This window comes from Pseudomonas sp. NPDC087614, from assembly GCF_044743485.1.
Classification (GTDB): Bacteria; Pseudomonadota; Gammaproteobacteria; order Pseudomonadales; family Pseudomonadaceae; genus Aquipseudomonas; species Aquipseudomonas baetica_A.
The window spans coordinates 32,669-54,132 of sequence record NZ_JBIUWN010000039.1 but is presented as its reverse complement, the minus strand read 5'-3'; the positions used below and the strand labels follow the sequence as shown (position 1 = coordinate 54,132).

The window sequence follows — 21,464 nt, the reverse complement described above, 5'->3', positions numbered from 1 at the left end:
CTGTCGATGGCCTGTTTGCCCAGGATCACCAGTTGAGGCTGTTCCTTGTCAACCACGGCCTTGAGCAGCTTGGCCACGGCGAGGGAAGTCAGATCTTCAGCGGATTCGACGAGGATGGCGCGGTCGGCACCCAGAGCCAGCGCAGTGCGCAGTTGCTCTTGAGCGGTGGTCGGGCCGATGGAGACGACGACGATTTCAGTCGCAACACCTTTCTCTTTAAGGCGTACGGCTTCTTCCACTGCGATTTCGCAGAACGGGTTCATCGACATCTTGTCGTTGGCGAGGTCTACGCCGGAATTGTCCGCCTTGACGCGAACCTTGACGTTGTAATCCACAACGCGTTTGACAGCTACAAGAACCTTCATGGATTCCTCGTTACTCTCCGGTGAAAAGAAAGTCGCCTAGGCGAACCTGGCGGTTGATGCTCATCGGGCTAAAAGGGCACCTCTAAAAACGCCGGCTTGTGTCGGGGTGATTTCACGAAGTGGAGTGCGATGACCGTTCGTCAGTGGTGACCGATAAGTCATTGATCTTCACGCTGTGTAAACTGCGCGCCAGGCCTGCGCTGCGCATCACCTTGTATTGCCTACGCCCTGTCTTTAGAGGTGCTCTTGAAACCGCCAGTCTGCCTACGGCGAGCGCAAAACCGCCCGTATATTGACCGGAACGCCTATTCCGGTCAATACGGCAAAATGGTCACTCATAAGCCGCGCTTCTTTGATTTCTCTGGGCTGGAGCCAATTCAAACAAACGTTTGTATTGGACGCTCGGAGTGGTGTAGATATAATGCGCCCCCTAGAGAGAAAGGTGGGTTTTCCAATATTCCCTTTGACGTTAACGTAAAGGCAATAGCGGATGCGACATCGAACCTCCAAATTAGAAAAAAAACTGTTGAGCCTTGAGTAGGAGATAGCCTGTGGAACGCGAATACATGGAATTCGACGTGGTCATCGTCGGTGCCGGCCCCGCTGGCCTGTCCGCCGCCTGCCGTCTGAAGCAGAAGGCCGCCGAAGCCGGTAAGGAAATCAGCGTCTGCGTGGTCGAAAAAGGCTCTGAAGTCGGCGCACACATCCTTTCCGGTGCCGTATTCGAACCCCGCGCTCTGAACGAATTGTTCCCGGACTGGAAAGAACTCGGCGCCCCGCTGCACACGCCGGTGACCCGCGATGACATTTTCGTGCTGAAAAACGCCGAAAGCGCGCAAAAAATCCCCGACTTCTTTGTGCCCAAGACCATGCACAACGAAGGCAACTATATTATTTCCCTCGGCAACCTGTGCCGCTGGCTGGCTCAGCAGGCCGAGAACCTGGGTGTGGAAATCTACCCGGGCTTCGCAGCTCAAGAAGCGCTGATCGACGAACAAGGCGTGGTCCGCGGGATCATCACCGGTGATCTGGGCGTTGACCGCGAAGGCAACCCGAAAGAAGGCCTGTACACCCCCGGCATGGAACTGCGTGGCAAATACACGCTGTTCGCCGAAGGTTGCCGTGGCCACATCGGCAAGCAACTGATCAAACGCTACAACCTCGACAGCGATGCCGACGCCCAGCACTACGGCATCGGCCTCAAGGAAATCTGGGAAATCGACCCGGCCAAACACCAGCCAGGCCTGGTGGTACACACCGCTGGTTGGCCGCTGGACATCATGGGCACCGAGAACACCGGCGGCTCGTTCCTCTATCACCTGGAAAACAACCAGGTTGTAGTCGGTCTGATCGTCGACCTGTCCTACAGCAACACCTACCTGTCTCCGTTCGACGAGTTCCAGCGCCTCAAGCATCACCCGGTGCTGGCTCAGTACCTGGAAGGCGGCAAGCGCATCAGCTACGGCGCTCGTGCCATTTGCAAGGGCGGCTTGAATTCGCTGCCGAAGATGGTCTTCAAGGGTGGCGCGCTGATCGGTTGCGACCTCGGCACCCTGAACTTCGCCAAGATCAAGGGCAGTCACACCGCGATGAAGTCCGGCATGCTCGCCGCCGAATCGGTGGCCGACGCGCTGTTCGCCGAAAAGGATGGCACCGAAGAGCTGAGCACTTACGTCGACGCGTTCAAGAAGAGCTGGCTGTACGACGAACTGTTTGCCAGCCGTAACTTCGGCCCGGCGATTCACAAGTTCGGCGCCATTGTCGGCGGTGGTTTCAACTGGCTGGACCAGAACATCTTCGGCGGCAAACTGCCGTTCACTCTGCACGACACCAAGCCGGACTACGCCTGCCTCAAGCTCGCCGCCGACTGCAAGAAGATCGACTACCCGAAACCCGACGGCAAACTCAGCTTCGACAAACTCAGTTCGGTGTTCATCTCCGGTACCAACCACGAAGAAGAACAGCCGTGCCACCTGAAGCTGACCGACCCGAGCATCCCGATCAGCAAAAACCTGCCGTTGTACGACGAACCGGCGCAGCGCTACTGCCCGGCCGGCGTCTACGAAGTGATCACCAAGGAAGACGGCGAGAAACGCTTCCAGATCAACGCCCAGAACTGCGTGCACTGCAAGACCTGTGACATCAAGGACCCTGCGCAGAACATCACCTGGGTCACGCCGGAAGGCGCTGGCGGCCCGACTTACCCGAATATGTAAGCCGAACCGCTGAACATCGAGGCTCCCGAAATGGGGGCCTTTTTGTTGCCCGCAATATTTGCATCACCACGAAACCCGCTCCCTCAGGCACTGTGGCAACTCAGGCTACGCGCTCGTCCCCCGGGCTGCGCTCGAAATAACGTTTGTACTCGCGGCTGAACTGCGAAGTACTCTGATACCCCACCCGATGCGCCACCTGCGCCACACCCAACCCCTCCGCCACCAACAACGTCTGCGCCTTCAACAACCGCAAGCGCTTGAGATACTGCACCGGCGACAACAACGTGCTGCGTTTGAAGTGTTCGTGAAACGTCGAAACGCTCATGTTCGCGCAACTGGCCAGCGTCTCGACATTCAATGGCTCGGTGTAATGCGCATGCAGATGGCTGATCGACGCCGCCACCCTCGCAAATTGCCCCTGCTGCTCGACCAACGCCCGCAACACATCGGCCTGCGGCCCCCGCAATGCGACGAACAACAATTCACGCACCCGTGCCGGCCCGAGAATCTGGCATTCCAGCGGATCGTGCAGACAGCTCAGCAGCCGTTCGACACAACCGCGCATGTCATCGTCGAGCACCACCGACGTCATCGACTCTGGCGTCTGCGCCGGAATATGCCGCCCCGGCGCGAGTCCCATCGCCAGCACCAACTCGCCCAGCAACACCCGATCAATCGCCACCGACACCCCTAGCAACGGCGCATCCGGCAAGGCGAAGGTTTCACATTCAAAAGGCACCGGCAGCGCCTGAATCAAATAGTGCCCGGCACCGTATTCCATCGTCCGAGGCCCAAGGAACGCCAGTTTGCTGCCCTGGGCGATGATCATCAGACTCGGCTCATAAATGTGCGGGCCACGGGCGACGTCGCAACTGGCGCGCAACACCCGCACACCCGGCAGTCCGGTCCGGGAGTAACCGTCGCGCAGTGCCAGCGGTTCAATCAGTGAAACCAGCCTGGCATTGGCATCAAGGTGACGGGTCAATTGCATCGAAAGTGTCTTCACAAAATTCATGGAAAAAGGGATGAAAGCATCATCGCAGATCCTTTTGCCTATGCGACCGATCAAACCTGCATGCCGGAGGATTAGGCATGAGACCCGGAGGAATCGTCATGGCCGGACCGGCGCACGGCGCCCAAAATGCGCCGCCTCACCTGTCACTGCTTTTGCGAGGTTTCACATGTACACCGCCATCGGCTATGCGGCCCAATCGGCCACCACTCCCCTCGCCCCGATGAAGTTCGAACGTCGCAGCCCACGGGCCGATGATGTCGCCATCGAAATCCTCTACTGCGGCGTCTGCCACTCCGACATTCACCAGGCACGCAACGAATGGGGCATTGCTGTTTACCCGTTGATGCCTGGCCACGAGATCGTCGGAAAAGTCACCGCCATTGGTACGAATGTCACCCAGCATAAAGTAGGCGATCTGGTCGGCGTTGGCTGCATGGTCGATTCCTGCCGCACCTGCGAAGCCTGCCAATCGAACCTTGAGCAATATTGCCTCGAAGGCCCGACCATGACTTACGCCACCCCGGATCGGGTCGACGGCAGCAACACCATGGGCGGTTATTCGGACAGCATCGTCGTCAGCGAACACTTCGTGGTCCGCATTCCGGAAAAACTGGCATTGGCCAGCGCCGCACCGATCCTCTGCGCCGGCATCACCACGTACTCGCCGCTCAAGCACTACGGCGTCAAGGCTGGCGACAAGGTCGGGATCCTCGGCATGGGCGGCCTGGGCCACATGGGCATCAAGTTCGCCAAAGCCATGGGCGCTGAAGTGACCTTGTTCACCCGTTCGGCGAGCAAGGCTGAAGAGGGCCGTCGTCAGGGCGCCGATCATGTGATCGTCTCCACCGACGCCGAGCAGATGAAAGCCGCCGCCGGTTACTTCGACTTCCTGCTCGACACCATTCCCGTGCAACACGACCTGAACCCGTACCTCGACACCCTGCGTTTTGATGGCGTACACATTCTGGTCGGTCTGATCGAGCCGGTTGATCCACCGGTGCACGCCGCCAAACTGGTATTGGGTCGTCGCGTACTGGCCGGTTCCTTGATCGGCGGCGTCGCCGAAACCCAGGAAGTGCTGGATTTCTGCGCCGAGCACAACATCACCTGCGACATCGAAATGCTCGATATCCGCCAGATCAACGAAGCCTACGCCCGGATGATCGCTGGTGACGTGAAATACCGTTTCGTGATCGACATGGCAACGCTCAAGGTTTAAATCTTAAGCCCGAGCTCTGCCGACAGCCGGGCTGTGACCCCTTTGATCAGGGGAATCAGCTCGGCCATTTTTTCCAGTGGCATGTACGGCACGGTGCTGGCAATGCTGATCGCCGCGACGATACGTTTGCTTGCATCGCGGATCGGCGCCGCCACGCAACGGATCGACGGTTCATTGTCTTCCAGATCGAACGCGTAGCCACCAGCGATGTATTCAGCCATTCGCTGCTCAAGCTGTTCCCAAGATTGCTGGGGATGCTGCGGCCAGAACTGACTTTTCCCACCCGCCGGCAGGCTGATGTCGTACAGGCGCTGCCAATCCTGCGGCGAATCATCGAGCATCAAGGCCTTGCCGATCCCGGTGCGCGCCAACGGCATTCGATGGCCGACCCGCGAACGCATTTCGGGGCCATTGCGTCCCGGATTCTTCAGCAGATACAGCACTTCGTCGCCTTCGCGAATCCCCAGGTGAACGGTGTCTCCGGTCAGCGCTGACAACTCGTCCAGATACGGCCCGGCCAGACTCACCAGCGGCAACTCTTCGCGCGCCTGAAACCCCAACTCAATCAGCTTCGGCCCGAGCAAATACCCGACCTGCGGCACCACGCGCAGATAACGCTCGTCGACCAGACAACTGGCCAGTCGATGAGTGGTGCTGCGCGTCGTGCCGATCAGCCGTGCGATCTCCTTGAGATCGCGGGCGCCACTGGCCACGGCCTGCACCACGCCCAAGCCGCGCAGCAGCGTTTGCGTGCCGGTGGGCGCGGCGTCCTTGGTTTTTTCCGGGGCGTCTTCCTGCATATCCAGCCTTTACCGTTGAGCGAGGGAACGGGCGGCATTATGGTCGCCCGATGCTGACCACTACAACTTGATACGTTCGACCTTGCCCACCAGCAGCACGTAGGACAAAGCGCCGATCAACGCGAGAACCGCGATATAGGTGATCGCCGGGGCAAATGAATCGCCACTGGCGAGGAACCCGATCACGATCGGCGTGGCAATCGCCGACAGGTTGCCGATGAAATTGAACACCCCACCGGTCAGGCCGAGCAGCCGCGCCGGCGCGAGGGTCGACACCAGCGACCAGGTGATCGATGCCAGGCCGTTGCCGAAAAACGCCAGGGCCAGGAAGGCGATCACCAGCGGCGTCGACTCAACGAAGTTGGCACCGATGATCGACGTGGAGATCAGCAACCCGCCGATGATCGGCAACTTGCGCGCAAACCCTACGGTGTAGCCGCGACGAATCAGCAAATCGGAAAAGAACCCCGAACACAGCACGCCAATGAACGCCGCGAGAAACGGCAGCGACGCCAACAGGCCGGACTTGATGAAGTCCATGCCGCGGTATTTCACCAGATAAGTCGGGAACCACGTCAGGAAGAACCACAGCGTCGAGTTAAGGCAGAACTGACCGAGGTAAATGCCCCACAACTTGCGCTGGCTGAGAACGATGCCCAGATCTGTCCAACTGAATTTGGCTTTGACCCTGGCAGACTCGGCCTGGATATCCACCAACCCGCCGCCCTCACGAATCAGATCGATTTCCGCCTCATTGACGCCTTTGAAATCTCGCGGCTCGCGATACACCGCGTACCAGATCGCCGCCCAGATGATGCCCACTGCACCGGTCGCAACGAACACCATGTGCCAACCGAATTCGTGTTGCAGCCAGGCCAGCACCGGGGTGAGAAAGGCCAGTCCGACGAATTGCCCGGAGGTATAGAAACCGATCGCCGTGGCGCGTTCGCGCTCAGGAAACCAGGTGGTGACCACGCGGCTATTGATCGGATAGGCCGGTGCCTCCAGCGCGCCGACGGCCATGCGCAGGACGAACAGCGCGATGAAACTGGCGGCGAAGCCAAGCATCACCGTGGCCACCGACCACAGCAGCAGCGCGACGCTGTACAGGATGCGCGGCGGCACTCGATCCACCAGCCAGCCGCCGGGGATCTGCATGGCGGCGTAGGTCCAGCCGAACGCGGAGAAAATCAGGCCGACGTGAATCGGGTCGATGCCCAGCTCAGTGGTCAGCGCCGGCGCGGCAATCGACAGGTTGCTGCGGTCGAGGTAGTTGATCACCACGGTGATGAACAGCAACACCATGATGAAAAAACGCTTACGGCTAGGCGTGACTAAAGACGCCTGCCCGGTGAGGGGTTGCGGTTGCATGGGGATGCCTCTTGTTATGTTTATTGAGGTCGTTGAATGCAGATACCCCATCCATGGAGATCTAAATGGTGGGAGCGGGCTTGCTCGCGAATGCGATGTGTCATCTGATGCAACATCGACTGACAAGCCCTCTCCCACAGGGGGACATCAGTGATGTCGGTGACTCACCACTCGGCAAAACTGCCATCGGCATGGCGCCAGATCGGGTTGCGCCAGCGGTGGCCGACGGCCGCACGTTCGATCACGTATTCCTCGTTGATCTCGATCCCCAGGCCGGGCCCATTCGGGATCTTCACGAAGCCTTTGTCGTAATCGAATACCCGCGGATCTTTCACGTAGTCGAGCAAATCGTTGCTCTCGTTGTAATGGATGCCCAGGCTCTGCTCCTGGATAAACGCGTTGTAACAAGCCGCGTCCAATTGCAAACAAGCCGCCAGCGCAATCGGCCCCAACGGGCAATGCAGCGCCAATGCCACGTCGTAGGCTTCGGCCATGTTGGCGATCTTGCGGGTTTCGGTGATGCCGCCCGCGTGGGAAGCATCCGGCTGGATGATGTCGACGTAACCTTCGCTCAACACCCGTTTAAAATCCCACCGCGAGAACAGTCGCTCACCGAGGGCAATCGGCGTGCTGGTCAGCGGCGCCAGCTCTTTCAACGCTTCATAGTTTTCGCTGAGCACAGGCTCCTCGATAAACATCAGTTTGTACGGATCGAGTTCCTTCATCAGCACCTTGGCCATGGGCTTGTGCACCCGGCCATGGAAGTCGACACCGATGCCGACGTTCGGCCCGACCGCATCACGCACGGCGGCGACGTTGGCCAACGCGAGGTCGACTTTTTCGAAGGAGTCGAGAAATTGCAGCTCTTCGGTGCCGTTCATTTTTACCGCGGTAAAACCACGACTGACGGCCTCTTTCGCGGCGCGTGCTGTATCGGCCGGACGGTCGCCACCGATCCACGAATACACACGGATCTTGTCGCGCACCTGACCGCCGAGCAGATCGCTGACCGACACACCGAGGGCCTTGCCCTTGATATCCCACAGGGCCTGATCGATGCCGGCCAGTGCACTCATGTGGATCGCGCCGCCACGGTAAAAGCCGCCGCGATACAGCACCGTCCAGATGTCTTCGATGTTGCGTGGGTCTTTGCCGATCAGGTAGTCGGACAATTCTTCTACGGCGGCCGCCACTGTGTGCGCGCGACCTTCAACCACAGGCTCGCCCCAACCGGTCACGCCTTCGTCGGTTTCGACTTTGAGGAAACACCAGCGCGGCGGGACGATGAAGGTGGTGAGTTTGGTGATTTTCATCTTGTTGTCTCTCTTGTTGGATGCGCCAGCGTTCTTAGCGAAGGACTTTCCAGGCAGTGACATAGGCCTTGGCATTGACCGCCACTTGCTCCGGCGTCATGCCCGGTTTGAATAGCCCGGAACCGAGGCCGAAACCTTTCACTCCGGCGTCGATAAATACCTGCATGTTGTCCGGGGTAATGCCGCCGACAGGCGCCAGCACCGTGCCCGTCGGCAACACCGCCAGCCAGGCTTTGACGACCGCCGGGCCCATCTGCTCGGCCGGAAACAGCTTGAGAATGTCTGCGCCCTCCGCCAGCGCCGCAAACGCTTCGGTCGGTGTGGCCACACCCGGCGACAGGTACAGCCCCGCCGCTTTCGCGGCGCGCAGTACCTTGGCATCGCTGTGCGGCATGACGATCACCTGGCCGCCCGCCTCTTTCACCAAGTCGACCTGCTCCGCCGACAACACCGTACCGGCACCGATCAGGCAATCGGCGGGCAAGGTCTTGCGCAGGATGCGGATACTTTCGTACGGCGATGGGGAATTAAGCGGTACTTCTATGACGCGAAATCCGGCTGTATACAGGACTTCTCCGACAGCGGCGGCTTCCTGCGGATACAGGCCCCGCAGGATCGCGATCAGACCGTTTTGCGCCAATGCTTGCTTGAGCATGTCAGGCCTCCAGTCAGGGTTAACGGGATGAGGGATCAATCAGTCCGGCGGCCAGCGCCAGTTGCCACAAACCACGCTCGGTGGCCTGTTCGGCCAGCGTGACCTTGGCGAAACCGCAGGCATCGAGGGCGCGGCTATAGCGCGCGCAGAGTGGCGCGTTGCCGATGAGGATGATCGAAGGAAGATTCGGGTTGTTGCGGCGACGCCGTTGCACTGAGGCGAGCGCCGCCAACTCATGACCGATCATCAGGCCGGACAGATAATCCGCTTGGGCCGTCGGGCTCAGTTCACCGGTCAGCCCCAAGGTACGGGCGCTAAACAACGTCGAGAGCACGCCGAGTTCACCGTCCGCCGACAGAGCCACCTGTACGCCCCGGTCAAACGCCTGACCATCGAACGCCGCACCTTGCTGTTGGGTACGGCCGAGGATGCTGTGATCACTGAGCACGGCGAATACTTCGCCGGTCATGAAGGTGTCGAAATGCGTGATGCAGCCATCGACCACCTCCACCCATTTCGAGTGACTGCCCGGCAGGCCGATCAACAGCTCATCGCCCGCCTCGACCGGAAGATTCTGCAGAACGCCGAGGACTTGCGTTTCTTCGCCGCGCATTACGTTCGGCAGACGCGAACGCTGAATTACGCCCGGCACGATATGCACTCGCGTACCGCGAAGACTGACAACTGTTTGTAGGGAGTTTCCGAGATTGGCGACGTTCGCCGGCGTCTCGCCGTAGGCCGCTTCGCGCCAGCCCTGAGCACTGCCGACCATGCCGCAAGCGATCACCGGCAGATCCGGCTGCGCATCGAGCCAGTCGCCACACGCCTCGTCGAAGGCCAGTTCAAAACCATCGGTGCATTCGCGACCGTTGATGACTCGCGGGGTTTTCGGCAGTTGCATGATCCCGGACGACAGCGAGCGCTGCTCCAGCACCACACCGCCCGCCGCAAGTTTGTAAGCACGTAATGAGGTCGTCCCCCAGTCGAGCGCGATCAATTGCGCCTGCATCGCTTCACCTGTTTTGTTTTTGGCAGTGAGTGCGACGGACTATAAACCTTGGCGCAGGAAAATCTCAATATATAAATATCAATCCCATATTATGGGATACGAGTGTGCGGCAAGTATTGCTTTTCGCAGCCTTTAACATGCCGATCCGCTTCCACTCGGCCATCGCGCACCGGACATGTTCAAGGAAGAAATGTGTACGAGCAGGCGTTCATTCTGACTCTGCATGCGATTAAATTTCGCTCCTCTAATTCAGCGTCCAAGTCCTTGCAGTTCATCTGCGTTTCACTCGATGAGTCCTTCACTCTATAAAGCATGAGGCCCGCGTTAAAGGCTACCCCGTTGGGAGGCGATCCACCCCTCACCATATTCATTCAGATTCCTGAGACCAGGCACTGGAAACTTTCATGGCTTTTTCGCGGAGCGCTCCAGCACATACCTGAAGTATGAAACGGCAACGCACCAACTCCACCCGCGGGGCTTGTCAGTTTGCAAGAACAGCAAATAAACGTTATTCAAACACAGAAAAAAATCGCTCACACCTGGCCGAGTTCTGAGCCTCGGACATATAAACAATGCCTACGCATTAGGCTGACCAACATCCTACAAGGGCTCTGCAGTCTGGATAAGCGAATTCAATACCAACTTTATTTCTGAAGCGGGATCTTTATGCCCTTGCAATATCAACCCCTCCGACAGAGCGGTGAATGTCTTTGCAAGATTGGCGCACTCCAACGGAGGCTTCTTTCCTGAATGATTGAATATAATCGCAATCAACTTGCCCAAGGCCTCACTATTCTCCTGATGCAGAGCGTAGTAATGCGCTGAAAACTCCTCATCGCGCAAAGCAATCAGTTGTAACTCCGCATCCAAAATGGCACAACTGGCGTTATTTTTAAGCGTATCGATATAAGAATTCAATCCATGCACCAGTTCTTCTGATGAATACCCGGCAGCCAGCGTGACGCCCAGCCGATCGATTTCAACCCGCTTGAACCTCTGGGTTAATTGCAGAAGCAAGTCTGACTTGCTGGTAAAGTTTGAAAAAAAAGCTCCCTTTGAAAAACCCGCCTCCTCAGATATAGCATTGACACTCGCGGCATGAAAGCCTTTTCTAACCATAAGATCAGTGGCGGTATCGAACAATTTATCCCGTGTTACTTGCTGGCTTTCTTCACGACCCATTCTCTTCTTAATCACACCCTCGGCTCCTCTGGCCAAACAAAAAAAATCTATTTGTAACTAAATGTAATGAACTTGCCATTCACTGCGAATACGAATTTAACGACTATACCTTATACCAGACTACCTTAATCAATTTACATTTAAGCTTTTAAAATGTGCCATGTAAATGCCATGCATGGAAACGGAGGCGGCGAAATGCACTGCGTCGACATGCAACCCCGACAGTGCAAGCGCTTGCAACTCATAAAGAGGTGGCAACTGCAGCACGCTCAGGCACTTCGGTATCCAACCGGACGCGTGGCCCACCCGATCGAATCAGCAAGGCTGTCTTGGGGCTCCCCCAAAGGAAAGCGGCGAGCGACGAAAAATTCCCTTCAATGGCCTCAATTCTCCCAAACCAGGTGAGACGACCACTACCATAAAATCTACAAACTGCTGATTTTAATGGATTTTAATCCAACTCAACGACCTCCCCCCTACAACCAAAACGAAATACCGCTTGATTTTCAGATACCGAATGGTTTTTACTTGCGCCGTTGGTTCAGCCAACACCTGATCAGAGCATTGAGCCCCGTGACATCAATCTCAATGCAGCAGCAGGTTACCCCACAGGAGCTGGATTTTAATGGAATATGCCTTTGTTACAGGCGCTACTGGCCTGCTCGGTAATAATTTGGTTCATGCGCTTTTAAAGCGAAACATCAAAGTAAAAGCACTGGTTCGTTCCGTAGAGAAAGCCAGGAAGCAGTTCGGCAGTCTGCCTGTCGAATTTGTCGAAGGCGATATGCTCAATGTCGACGCCTTCAGCCATGCCCTGCAAGGCTGTGATGCCTTATTTCATACCGCTGCCTACTTCCGCGACAGTTATAAAGGTGGAAAACACTGGCAGAAACTGTATGACACCAACGTCACCGGGACCGAGCAATTATTGCAAGCCGCCTACGCCGCCGGCATTCGTCGTGCAGTCCATACTTCATCCATTGCCGTATTGAAGGGCAACAAAGATGAGGTAATCGATGAGACGATGTCCCGCAGTGAATCGGAAGCTGATGATTACTACTTGAGCAAAATACTGTCCGAGCAAAAAATCCAGGCGTTCTTGTTAAAACACCCGGACATGTTTATCGCGATGGTATTACCGGGCTGGATGTTCGGCCCCGGGGATATCGGCCCGACCTCATCAGGACAGTTCCTGCTCGACTTTGTCGGAATGAAATTGCCTGGTGTGCTGCCAGGCAGTTTTTCCGTAGTAGACGCCCGGGATGTGGCGGAACATCAGCTCGCAGCCATCACACGCGGCCGATCCGGAGAACGTTATCTGGCAGCCGGCAATCATATGAACATGAAAAGCATCTTCCAGGTTCTCTCCAGTGTCAGTGGCGTAAAAGCCCCGGAGCGAAAAATCCCGTTGTTCATGCTGCGAATAATTGCCTTGATGTATGAAGGTTATTACCGAGTGACAAAAAAACCGGTGCTCATCAGCACTTCCACCGTAAAACTCATGGAGCAAGAGCAAGGGCGCACTCATTTCAGCCATAACAAAAGCCTGAAAGAGCTGGAATGCAAGTTTCGCCCCGTAGCAGAAACACTGACCGACACTCTGGACTGGTATCGAAAGAACAACTACACAAATGCATAGTTGAAACACTTTATCTGTAGCCTGCCTCTGTATTACTTTTTTTGTCTAACCATTACTTCAAGGATTGAGAGGGGTTGGTAAATGAAAAGCCTTTCATATAAAGAAGGTTTTCTGCATCGTTTCGTCGGTTTTTCAGAATCGTTCCCGGACCACGTTGCGATCAGGAACCTGGACGCGGAAGAAGAGACTGTCACTTACCGTGGGTTGCGAATAAAGGCTGAAGAGTGCAACGGCGCACTGAAAAATCTAGGTGTATTACCAGGTGACAAAGTGGCGGTTGTTCTACCCAATGGGGTGGAGTTCATCGCTTACTACCTGGCGATCATCGGGCGCGGGGCGACTCCGGTTATCCTCAACTACAAACTGACGCCATTCGAAATGAGCAGCGTCATCAGTATTGCCCGCCCGACGCTGGTCGTGACGACCGAAACGCTATTCAAGCAACATAGCGAGACATTTCAGCCTGCCTACGGCGTTCATCACTCCTTGGTGTTGAACACCGCAAGCGAGCCATCCCCTTCCCTGCCCGACAACGCAACGGCCGAATCACAGCTTCCTCGACAGACCGAACCTTTGTTATTGCCTGAAGGCAATCCGATCGTCTCGGTACAGTTCACGTATAGGGGCACCGGCAAACCTCTGGCCGTTCCTCACCGCTACCTTGACCTGACGCAATCGAGCGATGGACTGCATGAGCATTTTCATCTTCAAGGGGTCGGATCCGTTCATCTGGTGACGCTGCCGCTGTATGCCATCTTCGGACTGTCCGTGATGATGGTCTTTCCATTGAGCGTGGGCGCCACCCTGCTCATGACCAACACCCTGCTCAATAGGGATCTGGCGGAAGTCTTGTCCCGTCATCAGGTCACTTTTGCCTGCCTGGTGCCTGACGTCATTCGTTACTTCAATACGCGACTGGCCAAACGCAAAGGCGCGCTGTTGCCGATGCACCCACAACTGATGATTTATTCAGGTGGCAGCCATCTACCGGCAGACGAAGCCGACAAACTGGGAAGGCTGCTGGGGTGCAATCCGGTGCTGCAAGGCTATGGATTGACCGAGAGCATGCCGGTGATAGTCCAGAGCTCGATCGACAAGGTCCATCGTGGCGCCATGGGCCAGCCGATTCGCAACGTAGAACTGCGGGTCGTCGATGCTCAGGGTCAAGACGTCGCAACGGGGCGTATCGGCGAACTGTTGATACGCGGCCCGATGGTTATTGACGGATACAACGATGCCGCGCAAGCCAATGCCCGGTTCTTTCGTGAAGGCTGGCTGCACACGGGAGATCTGGTCTGGCGGGACGATGATGGGCATGTGTTCTTCTATTGCCAACGCCTGCGAATCTCGAAGATCAAAGCGCAAATGGTCGACCTGACCGAAATCGAATCCATTGCCCTGAAGCATCCTTGCGTGGTGCGCGCGAAAGCTTACATCGTCCCTGACAACAAGGAGGTCAACGTATTGCACCTGTGCGTCGAAGGGAGCGGTGACCTGACCCAGAACGCTATCTCCACCCTGCTCTCGCGCTACCTCTCAAGCTTCAAACTGCCTAGAACCATCGAGATTGTCTCTCTCAAGGAAGAGATCCATGCCAGCAAATAGCACACAACCGGTACTGGCCGTTTTCGACTTTGACGGCACACTGACCGACAGACATACGTTCTGGCGCTACATGCGTTTTATCGTGGGAACCCAGTCGTTCTGGCTAAGGATCGTTCCCCTGCTGCCCAAAATGCTCAGTGTGATCCTTGGCATCACACCGTTGATGCAGGCGCGCCTGGCGTTCATTGCCTGCTACCTGGGCGGCCTGTCAGTTGAGCAAGAGCGCGAACATGCCAAGTATTTCATTAGCGAACAGCTACCGCTCTGGCTCAGGCCCGAAGCCTTGCGCCGGCTGCAATGGCATCAGTCCATGGGCCATGTCACGGCACTGGTCAGTAACTCGCCGGAGAACTATCTGATTCCCTGGGGGCAGGCAGCAGGTTTTGACTATGTATGTGGCACCCGCCTGGCGACGGCGAAGAACAAACTCACTGGCGGGATATCAGGTACCAACTGTGTTGAGAGAGAAAAAGTCACACGGCTCAAAGGCTGTTTGAGCAACCTTGATGATTTTTACATTTATGCCTACGGAGATTCATCAGGTGACGATGCCCTGCTCGGCATTGCCAACTCTCCCTTCTATAGAAACTGGTACTAACAGATGAACACTCTGAGCACGTTGGCACCCAAGCACCTGGGCCTCGGTAGAAACCCGACCGTCATGATCGTCGGTGCTGGCCCTATAGGGCTGTCCCTGGCAATCATGCTGAAGAAGTGGGGCGTCTCTTTTCGCATTATTGAAAAGAATGCCGGCCCCTCCACCGCCACCAAGGCAATGGCCATTCACTCCAGAACCCTGGAAATTTTTCGCGATCTGGGTGTTGCCGATCAGGCCATCAGCGACGGGTTCACGATCAACCAGTTTTCGGTGCAGTCGAACGCCAAACGGGTACTGAACTACAACTTCTCCTACCTGGATACAACCTATCCCCTGCTTCTCAGCCTGCCACAGCCGCAAACAGAAAAGATTCTGCTTGAGCGCCTTAAGAAGTTGGGGGTGGATGTCGAGTGGAATACCGAACTGGTTGATATAGAAAACCAGCCGGGTTCCGTGCGAATGACGCTTCATCATGCGGACGGTGACGACGAATCCTTCAGCAGTCGGTGGGTGGTCGCGTGCGACGGTGCTCGCAGCAACATCAGAAAACGTCTTGAGATGCCCTTCGAAGGATCGTCCTACGACCGTTTCTTCATGCTGGCCGATGCCGATATCGAGTGGTCTGGCAGCAAGGACGAAGGGGCTTTCTTCCTCGGTGCGCAGGACGGCTATGTGGCGGTCGCACCGATCAGCGCGCAATCGCGTTATCGACTGTTCATCGAGATGCCCTACGACCTGCCGCCAGAAGGCGAGCGGCCGTCCTTGAGCCTGGAGAACTTTCAGCGGTTGTGCGAAGGACGCGGGCAAAAGATGACGTTGTCCAATATTTCATCGACTACCATCGCCTCTTTTCAACATCGTCGCGTGCAGTCGCTGCAACAAGGCTCTGTGTTTCTGGTGGGCGATTCGGCTCATATCGGCAGCCCGATCGGCGGGCAATGGATGAACCTGGGTGTTTCCGAGGCTTACAACCTGGCGTGGAAAATGGCCTATGTCGATCAGGGCCTGGCGGATCAATCACTGCTGGAAAGCTACAACGAAGAACGTTATCCGGTTGCCCTGGAAGTCGAGAACACGGCACACCGACTGACCGCATTGATAACCCTCAGGCATCGCGCCCTCGTTTGGCTGCGCGACAATGTTCTGCCACTGCTGAGCAACAGACGCAAGGTTCAGCGCACGTTGCCCACGATGATTTCCGGTCATCAGTACCACTACGGCAAAAGTGATTACATTCAAGAATCACTGACGAAAAAGCAGCGCATGAATTGGGACAAAAAAGGGAAGAAACCCGAATTCCAGACGACTGCACCTCGCGCAGGTCAACTGGCTCCCGATGTTGAGTTGTGGCAACGGCAGGGTTTGCCGCAAAAACGCTTGATCGACTTGTTCCAGGGAACCTTCACACTGCTGATTTTCAGCGCAGCCGATCAGTTTTCTCCCTTGCTACCGGGCTATTGCTCGCTGGCCGAGTCGGTAGAGAAGGATTACCCGGGCATCAAGGCTTATTGCATCATTGATGCATTGAGTAGCTCCGAGCTGCCTTTCTGGCACTCAACGTTGTTGGACCCCGATTGGCGGCTGCACAAGCGCTACCACGCCAAAGAGGGCACATTGATGCTGATTCGTCCTGACGGCTATATCGCTTTCCAGGGGGCTGATGCAATCACGCTCTTCACTTATCTGAACGTAAGATCCGGGCTGCTCAAAGGGGCCAGAAAAACAACATCTTCCGAGATCGACGCAGTGGAACTCCAACTTTAAGTCTCTATATGGCTACTGCCTGTTTGCTTCATTGAGTGACACAGGGCCCAGCCTTGGGCCATGACTTTTGATTTCTTGTTGATAGAAAACATATACCGACTTTGGTTAGGAGAACCCCATGCGCGCCCAACTCAACGATGTTGTGCAGGAATTCATCGTGTCCAATGGAAAAATAGCGCATAGCTATTTCTCTCTTTCAGAAAAAATCATTGATTCACTTTGCGATTCCAATATCGAAAAAGAGTCCATATTGATGCGTTTGCTAGAGCAGGCCGAAACGGTCACTGCGCATTACTTCAACGCTCATCAACAAGTCCTGGAAGGTGTTTATGCCAATGGGGTTGAAACCCCCGTCAATAGAAGCCTGCCCGCCCTGGAGCCCGTACACGCCAACCCGGTAGTGCTGGCATCGGCAACCGTTGCCGACCAAACGCCTGCGCTCAGCTACGCGCAATGGTTGCGCGCCGAAATAAGTTCGGTTACTGGATTCAAGAAGGAACAAATCGACTTCGATCAAAGTTTCGAGAGTTTGGGCATCGACTCCCTGGGGCTGGTCGATATTTTCGAATCCCTGGCTCAACACTTTCCGGAAAAGAAAGAACTTACCTCATTACTCTTTGATGCGCCCTCGCCTACCGTCCTGCTGGCACGACTTGAAGCCAATCCGCAGGCGCCTGTCGTGAATATCGAAACATGGGTACTTGAGCAATTGGCGAATATCACCGGTTTTACCGCTGACCAGATCGACCAGAAGCAAAGCTATGAAAGCCTGGGCCTGGACTCCCTGGTGCAACTGGACTTCCAGGAAGCGATCGTCGCTTTGTGGCCGTCACTCAAGGCCAACAGCACGGAGTTGGTCAACGCCAAGTGTCCACAGGAAACAATCGTATTGATTAAAGCCGCCCTGGCCACCCCCGAATCCACCTCAGGCATACCCAGCCAAACGCAACCATCCAGCACACCAGCCCCCCAGGAGCCGCTAAGCAATCTGCTTTTAAACGCCCTGTCCCCCCTGATCCCCGACGCGCCACAGCCGATCGACATCGAGACGCCTTTCGCGCAGTTGGGGCTCAGCGGTTTTGCCCGCGAAACCCTCTGCCAATCAATGGCGCAACAGTGCCCTGTCAGCGAATTCGCCGGTGAGGCGCTGATGTCGCGTCGTACGCCGCAAGACGCCATGTCGTTGCTGAAAAAACTGGGCTGAGCCGCTGTAAAAAAATGGAATGGAACCCGGTGATCGCAAAGATCACCCGGCATTTTGACAACCAGGAGAACGGGTATGAGTGGCGCGGTAACGACAGAGGGTGATTTTTGCTTCAGTGCAATGGCTGGAGAGTTTCCCGGGGCCCCCTCAACGGATGCGCTTTGGCACTTGCTCGCGCAGGGACAGGTAGCGCCCATCGATTCGATGCTGACACGCTGGGAGCTGGATAAGGCGACAATCTATTCGGCCAAGAAAGGGGAAAAGGATCGTACTTACCTGGACAGTGCTTTTTGCCTGACCGATGACGCATCGACCCCTTCACGCCATGAAGGACGGCAGGTCGCCATCGGCAAGAAAGTACTCCAGACACTCCTCACCCAGCTTGCCGCACAAGGCTCGGTATTGATCAAGGAGCGCACCGCGTTGGTGGTCGCGACGTCCTGGAGCGATGAGAGTTACTTCGTCACCGGCGTCTGCGCAACAGCCAATACACCACGCGGTTATACGCCGGGTGAGCAAGTCGCTGAACTGGCGGCGGCTTTTGCCTTGGGTGGCCCCGCGTTATCAGTAGACACCGCCTGCAGTTCGTTCCCCTATGCAATCGATATGGCCCAAGCACTGGTCAACAGCGCACAGGCAGACAACGCGATTGTCATGGCACTGAACACCGTGCTGCCGCCGGCGCTGTTTCTGGGGTTCTCGCAGTTGACCGCTTTTTCCTCCCGAGCCCAAATGCAGGCGTTCGGCCAGGACGCTGACGGCATTGTGCCGGGCGAATGTGCGGTCGCCTTTCTGGTCGAGCCTGTCTCGCAGGCCCTGATTGCGAAGCGCCGTCCCTTGGGGGTTTTGCGGGCATTGGGACTGTCGGCCGACGGCGCCGAAGGTTCGGTGTTTGCGCCAGGCAAACAGGCTCAATGCACGGCTTACCAGCGTGCCTATATCGGTCTTGACCCCAACGACGTCGACTACATCGAGACCCATGGCACCGGTACACCGCTAGGGGATGCGACAGAGCTGGACTCGTTGAACAGTTTCTTCGCCCCTCATCGCACAGCAGGCAAAAAGATAATGATCGGTTCGATCAAATCCGTCATTGGTCACCCATTGGCCGCCGCCGGAGGCGCTTCGCTCGCCAAGGCATTGATGATATTGCGTCACAAAGGTATTCCCCCTCAGCCCGACTACCGTCCCAGCGCAAAAGTCGATGAGACCTGCCTGCAGTTGGCCACAGCGCAGGTACAGCCCCTGGCAGATCGTCCGTCGGCGATTCGGGTTGGCATATCCAGCTTTGGTTTCGGCGGCGCCAATGCGCATCTGGTGGTGGATGAGTACATTCCCGACAACCGCGCTGCCGTCCCCCGGGTCGCCCCCGGCGTGCTGATGCTGGACCTTGCCATTGTCGAGGCTGAAGCGGCGATCGGCAGTCACTTCTCATTGCAGGCGCTCAAGCAACAACTCGATCAGCCAGCAGCACCGTCAGTCAGTTTCCCTTATGGGCGCTTCGTTGATTGCGCCGCCACTGCGGGCCAGCCGTTACTGGGGAAATTCCTGTCGCAGGATCGCGTCATTGATATAGACGGTTTCGGCATGGGGCCCAAACATCTGGCCCATGTCGATCCGTTCAAGCTGTTGGTCACCGATCGCATCAATCATTTACTGCAACGCCTGCCAGGCGTGGCCGGCTCACCCGGCACTGCGATGGTCATGTGCTGCAACATGGGTGGGGAGCGTTTCAGCAATGCGTATAGCGGCGCCCACACGTTCTATTCCAAGGCTCAAGGCATGCCGCCCGGTGTGGAGGTGACGGATGTGGCCACCATGTTGCCGAACATGTTGTCCGGCTACCCGGCGAAAATTTTTGACTTCAAAGGTTTCCATCAAACACTGGTCGGCACCCCTGGCTTGTTCTGGCAAACCTTGCTGGCATCGCAGCAGTGGCTCAAGGGCGGCGTGACGACGCTCTTGCTCGGTGCAGGGCGTTTTATCAGTGGCGAAATAGAGATCGAACGCGCCCGGCACTCAGCGACACGGCAAGGCGAAGGGGTGGGGGTGATCGCTCTGCGCCCCTATCTACCAAGCTCCAGCGACAAGCCTTTACTGGTGATCCGCGCAGCAGTCTTGGCCCATGCCGCGAACACGCTGCAAGAGGCTTGCCAACTGCAGGGCAAAGCGCTGAGTCAATACCAGAACATTGAAGTCTGCGAACTGCAGCCTGATGCAACTCATGCCAGCAGTTCACTGCAAGAAATGACCGGTTTTTTGGCCGAAGCCAGTGGCATCGAAACCCTGTTGGCGGTGCTGTTGAGTGCCTCGGTTCACACGGTGATCGAGGTGCGCGAAGCCGGCAAGGCTGTGATGTGGTTATTTACTGAAAAACTTCGGGAGTGGCGCACGACCGCCGCCGAACCCGCCGCGGCCGTCAAGCATCCCTTCACGTTGCGTTTCGCTCACTCGGCGCCCCAGGCGTTGCAGAAGGTCATCTCGCCTGCACACCCTGTCAGCCTGGTGAGGGAGCCGCGACACGACGGTGTCGACGTACTGGAACTGAGCGAGTTGCTGACCAGCACCCTGCTCTCGGGGCTACGTGTCAGAACTCGCGCTGTGGAGGGACTTCTCGCACTGCACCGTGGCTCGCAAGCCCAGCGCCCCGCGCACTGGCAACGTCGCCCGGAGAATATCGTGATCGCCAACGTCCAGCGTGGCCCTCAGTCACTGCACGCCCAGCTCGTGGTGAATGAAGCGCACCCTTACTTCTTCGACCATCCACTTGATCACATCCCCGGCATTTTATTGCTCGAGGGCGTGTTGCAACTGATTGAACTCGCCATGCCCCCACTGAGCGGCCGAGTGGCCTATGTCAAAAACCTGAGTATCAAGTTCCAGCAATACGTACAGAAGCAGGGTGCGATTGAGCTTCATCTGGAGCAAGGCAAAGACCCTCAGGTCTTCAATGCCAAGGTCATGCAGGCCGGCAAGTTGATGTGCACATGCATCCTTGGCATGGCTTACAACTCGGCGTTCGAAACATCGCCCGCCGGCGAATTCACGGCTGTTCGCTGCCGCGACAAGGCGTTGCTGCACAAGGCCAGAGAAGAAAACATCATCGTCAGTGACATAAGCGGTATCGCCCAGCGTTTGAGCGTAGACACGCTCAAACTGCCGGAAGAGCACATCTTCCAGGAGGGCGATCCAGAGCACTATTCGATGGTCTATTTCCTCGAAGTTGCCCGTCAGTGCTACATGCAGATTGCTCACAGCCATCTACGAATCCCACTCAATACCCCGATGAACCTGCTTGCCTTGAGTTTCACTCTCGATCGGCCAATCCCCAGAAACAGCCCCCTGTCATTGGCACCGCAAACCGGTTTTGACGCGCAGGATCAGCCCTTCAAAACGAACCGGATCTACATCGACCTGTTCAACCGGGGCGAAAAAATCGGTCAAGCGAATATTACCGCTCAAGTGCTGAGTCAATCCGCGCCGGCTGCGTGACAGCCCCACACAACAAA

The 21,464-nt window shown here is 56.7% G+C and carries 16 protein-coding genes; 8 read left to right on the top strand and 8 right to left on the bottom strand.

The window, feature by feature from the left end; all coding sequences use genetic code 11:
* The coding region (locus ACIOWA_RS16070; protein WP_401160667.1) for an electron transfer flavoprotein subunit beta/FixA family protein at positions 1-365 on the bottom strand (365 nt) is incomplete at its 3' end.
* 551 nt (positions 366-916) lie between these two features.
* On the opposite strand from ACIOWA_RS16070, the gene ACIOWA_RS16065 reads away from it, so the two are divergent.
* Positions 917-2,581, top strand: a complete 1,665-nt coding sequence (locus ACIOWA_RS16065) for an electron transfer flavoprotein-ubiquinone oxidoreductase (RefSeq protein WP_339464910.1) — start codon at positions 917-919, stop codon at positions 2,579-2,581.
* Positions 2,582-2,681: 100 nt separating this feature from the next.
* On the opposite strand, the gene ACIOWA_RS16060 is transcribed toward ACIOWA_RS16065, so the two are convergent.
* Positions 2,682-3,572, bottom strand: a complete 891-nt coding sequence (locus tag ACIOWA_RS16060) for an AraC family transcriptional regulator (protein WP_339464909.1) — start codon at positions 3,570-3,572, stop codon at positions 2,682-2,684.
* A 190-nt stretch (positions 3,573-3,762) separates the two neighbouring features.
* Between ACIOWA_RS16060 and ACIOWA_RS16055 the strand changes: the two genes are divergently transcribed.
* On the top strand, positions 3,763-4,815 hold the full coding sequence (locus tag ACIOWA_RS16055) for an NAD(P)-dependent alcohol dehydrogenase (RefSeq protein ID WP_339431113.1): 1,053 nt from the start codon (positions 3,763-3,765) through the stop codon (positions 4,813-4,815).
* Here ACIOWA_RS16055 and ACIOWA_RS16050 read toward each other — a convergent pair.
* From ACIOWA_RS16050 to ACIOWA_RS16025, 6 genes are all read right to left on the bottom strand, one after another.
* Positions 4,812-5,615 carry an IclR family transcriptional regulator gene (locus tag ACIOWA_RS16050; protein WP_339431112.1) on the bottom strand — a complete coding sequence of 268 codons (804 nt, stop codon included), beginning with the start codon at positions 5,613-5,615 and terminating at the stop codon, positions 4,812-4,814. The two genes, ACIOWA_RS16055 and ACIOWA_RS16050, sit on opposite strands and share 4 nt — an antisense overlap.
* A gap of 60 nt (positions 5,616-5,675) precedes the next feature.
* Positions 5,676-6,986 (bottom strand): MFS transporter, encoded by a 1,311-nt coding sequence (locus tag ACIOWA_RS16045; protein ID WP_339431111.1) that lies wholly within the window; start codon positions 6,984-6,986, stop codon positions 5,676-5,678.
* A gap of 164 nt (positions 6,987-7,150) precedes the next feature.
* Complete coding sequence (gene dgoD / locus ACIOWA_RS16040; RefSeq protein ID WP_201230986.1) at positions 7,151-8,299, bottom strand: galactonate dehydratase; 1,149 nt, start codon at positions 8,297-8,299, stop codon at positions 7,151-7,153.
* Between the two features lie 34 nt (positions 8,300-8,333).
* Positions 8,334-8,954 carry a 2-dehydro-3-deoxy-6-phosphogalactonate aldolase gene (locus ACIOWA_RS16035; RefSeq protein ID WP_339431109.1) on the bottom strand — a complete coding sequence of 207 codons (621 nt, stop codon included), beginning with the start codon at positions 8,952-8,954 and terminating at the stop codon, positions 8,334-8,336.
* Between the two features lie 19 nt (positions 8,955-8,973).
* Positions 8,974-9,963 carry a 2-dehydro-3-deoxygalactonokinase gene (locus tag ACIOWA_RS16030; RefSeq protein WP_339493593.1) on the bottom strand — a complete coding sequence of 330 codons (990 nt, stop codon included), beginning with the start codon at positions 9,961-9,963 and terminating at the stop codon, positions 8,974-8,976.
* 600 nt (positions 9,964-10,563) lie between these two features.
* On the bottom strand, positions 10,564-11,160 hold the full coding sequence (locus ACIOWA_RS16025; RefSeq protein WP_339431107.1) for a TetR/AcrR family transcriptional regulator: 597 nt from the start codon (positions 11,158-11,160) through the stop codon (positions 10,564-10,566).
* 610 nt (positions 11,161-11,770) lie between these two features.
* Here ACIOWA_RS16025 and ACIOWA_RS16020 point away from each other — a divergent pair.
* The 6 genes from ACIOWA_RS16020 (at position 11,771) to ACIOWA_RS15995 (ending at position 21,447) form a co-directional block, all read left to right on the top strand.
* Positions 11,771-12,784 carry an SDR family oxidoreductase gene (locus ACIOWA_RS16020; protein ID WP_339431106.1) on the top strand — a complete coding sequence of 338 codons (1,014 nt, stop codon included), beginning with the start codon at positions 11,771-11,773 and terminating at the stop codon, positions 12,782-12,784.
* 81 nt (positions 12,785-12,865) lie between these two features.
* Positions 12,866-14,389 (top strand): class I adenylate-forming enzyme family protein, encoded by a 1,524-nt coding sequence (locus ACIOWA_RS16015; RefSeq protein WP_401160663.1) that lies wholly within the window; start codon positions 12,866-12,868, stop codon positions 14,387-14,389.
* Complete coding sequence (locus tag ACIOWA_RS16010; RefSeq protein ID WP_339431104.1) at positions 14,376-14,987, top strand: HAD-IB family hydrolase; 612 nt, start codon at positions 14,376-14,378, stop codon at positions 14,985-14,987. Before ACIOWA_RS16015 ends, ACIOWA_RS16010 begins: the two co-directional genes overlap by 14 nt.
* A 63-nt stretch (positions 14,988-15,050) precedes the next feature.
* Positions 15,051-16,751: an FAD-dependent monooxygenase gene (locus ACIOWA_RS16005; RefSeq protein ID WP_401160661.1), complete on the top strand. Its 1,701-nt coding sequence runs from the start codon at positions 15,051-15,053 to the stop codon at positions 16,749-16,751.
* Between the two features lie 118 nt (positions 16,752-16,869).
* Complete coding sequence (locus ACIOWA_RS16000) at positions 16,870-17,955, top strand: acyl carrier protein (RefSeq protein WP_401160659.1); 1,086 nt, start codon at positions 16,870-16,872, stop codon at positions 17,953-17,955.
* Between the two features lie 75 nt (positions 17,956-18,030).
* The gene (locus tag ACIOWA_RS15995) at positions 18,031-21,447 is read left to right on the top strand and encodes a beta-ketoacyl synthase N-terminal-like domain-containing protein (protein WP_401160657.1); all 3,417 of its coding nucleotides are present in this window, start codon (positions 18,031-18,033) and stop codon (positions 21,445-21,447) included.
* The last annotated feature ends 17 nt before the right edge of the window (positions 21,448-21,464 follow it).

Excerpts from the sequence above, each read along its gene's own strand:
- ACIOWA_RS16060 (WP_339464909.1), bottom strand. The coding sequence starts at position 3,572 with ATGCAATTGACCCGTCACCTTGATGCCAATGCCAGGCTGGTTTCACTG.
- ACIOWA_RS16055 (WP_339431113.1), top strand. The coding sequence starts at position 3,763 with ATGTACACCGCCATCGGCTATGCGGCCCAATCGGCCACCACTCCCCTC.
- ACIOWA_RS16050 (WP_339431112.1), bottom strand. The coding sequence starts at position 5,615 with ATGCAGGAAGACGCCCCGGAAAAAACCAAGGACGCCGCGCCCACCGGC.
- ACIOWA_RS16045 (WP_339431111.1), bottom strand. The coding sequence starts at position 6,986 with ATGCAACCGCAACCCCTCACCGGGCAGGCGTCTTTAGTCACGCCTAGC.
- dgoD (WP_201230986.1), bottom strand. The coding sequence starts at position 8,299 with ATGAAAATCACCAAACTCACCACCTTCATCGTCCCGCCGCGCTGGTGT.
- ACIOWA_RS16035 (WP_339431109.1), bottom strand. The coding sequence starts at position 8,954 with ATGCTCAAGCAAGCATTGGCGCAAAACGGTCTGATCGCGATCCTGCGG.
- ACIOWA_RS16030 (WP_339493593.1), bottom strand. The coding sequence starts at position 9,963 with ATGCAGGCGCAATTGATCGCGCTCGACTGGGGGACGACCTCATTACGT.
- ACIOWA_RS16020 (WP_339431106.1), top strand. The coding sequence starts at position 11,771 with ATGGAATATGCCTTTGTTACAGGCGCTACTGGCCTGCTCGGTAATAAT.
- ACIOWA_RS16015 (WP_401160663.1), top strand. The coding sequence starts at position 12,866 with ATGAAAAGCCTTTCATATAAAGAAGGTTTTCTGCATCGTTTCGTCGGT.
- ACIOWA_RS16010 (WP_339431104.1), top strand. The coding sequence starts at position 14,376 with ATGCCAGCAAATAGCACACAACCGGTACTGGCCGTTTTCGACTTTGAC.
- ACIOWA_RS16005 (WP_401160661.1), top strand. The coding sequence starts at position 15,051 with ATGATCGTCGGTGCTGGCCCTATAGGGCTGTCCCTGGCAATCATGCTG.
- ACIOWA_RS16000 (WP_401160659.1), top strand. The coding sequence starts at position 16,870 with ATGCGCGCCCAACTCAACGATGTTGTGCAGGAATTCATCGTGTCCAAT.
- ACIOWA_RS15995 (WP_401160657.1), top strand. The coding sequence starts at position 18,031 with ATGAGTGGCGCGGTAACGACAGAGGGTGATTTTTGCTTCAGTGCAATG.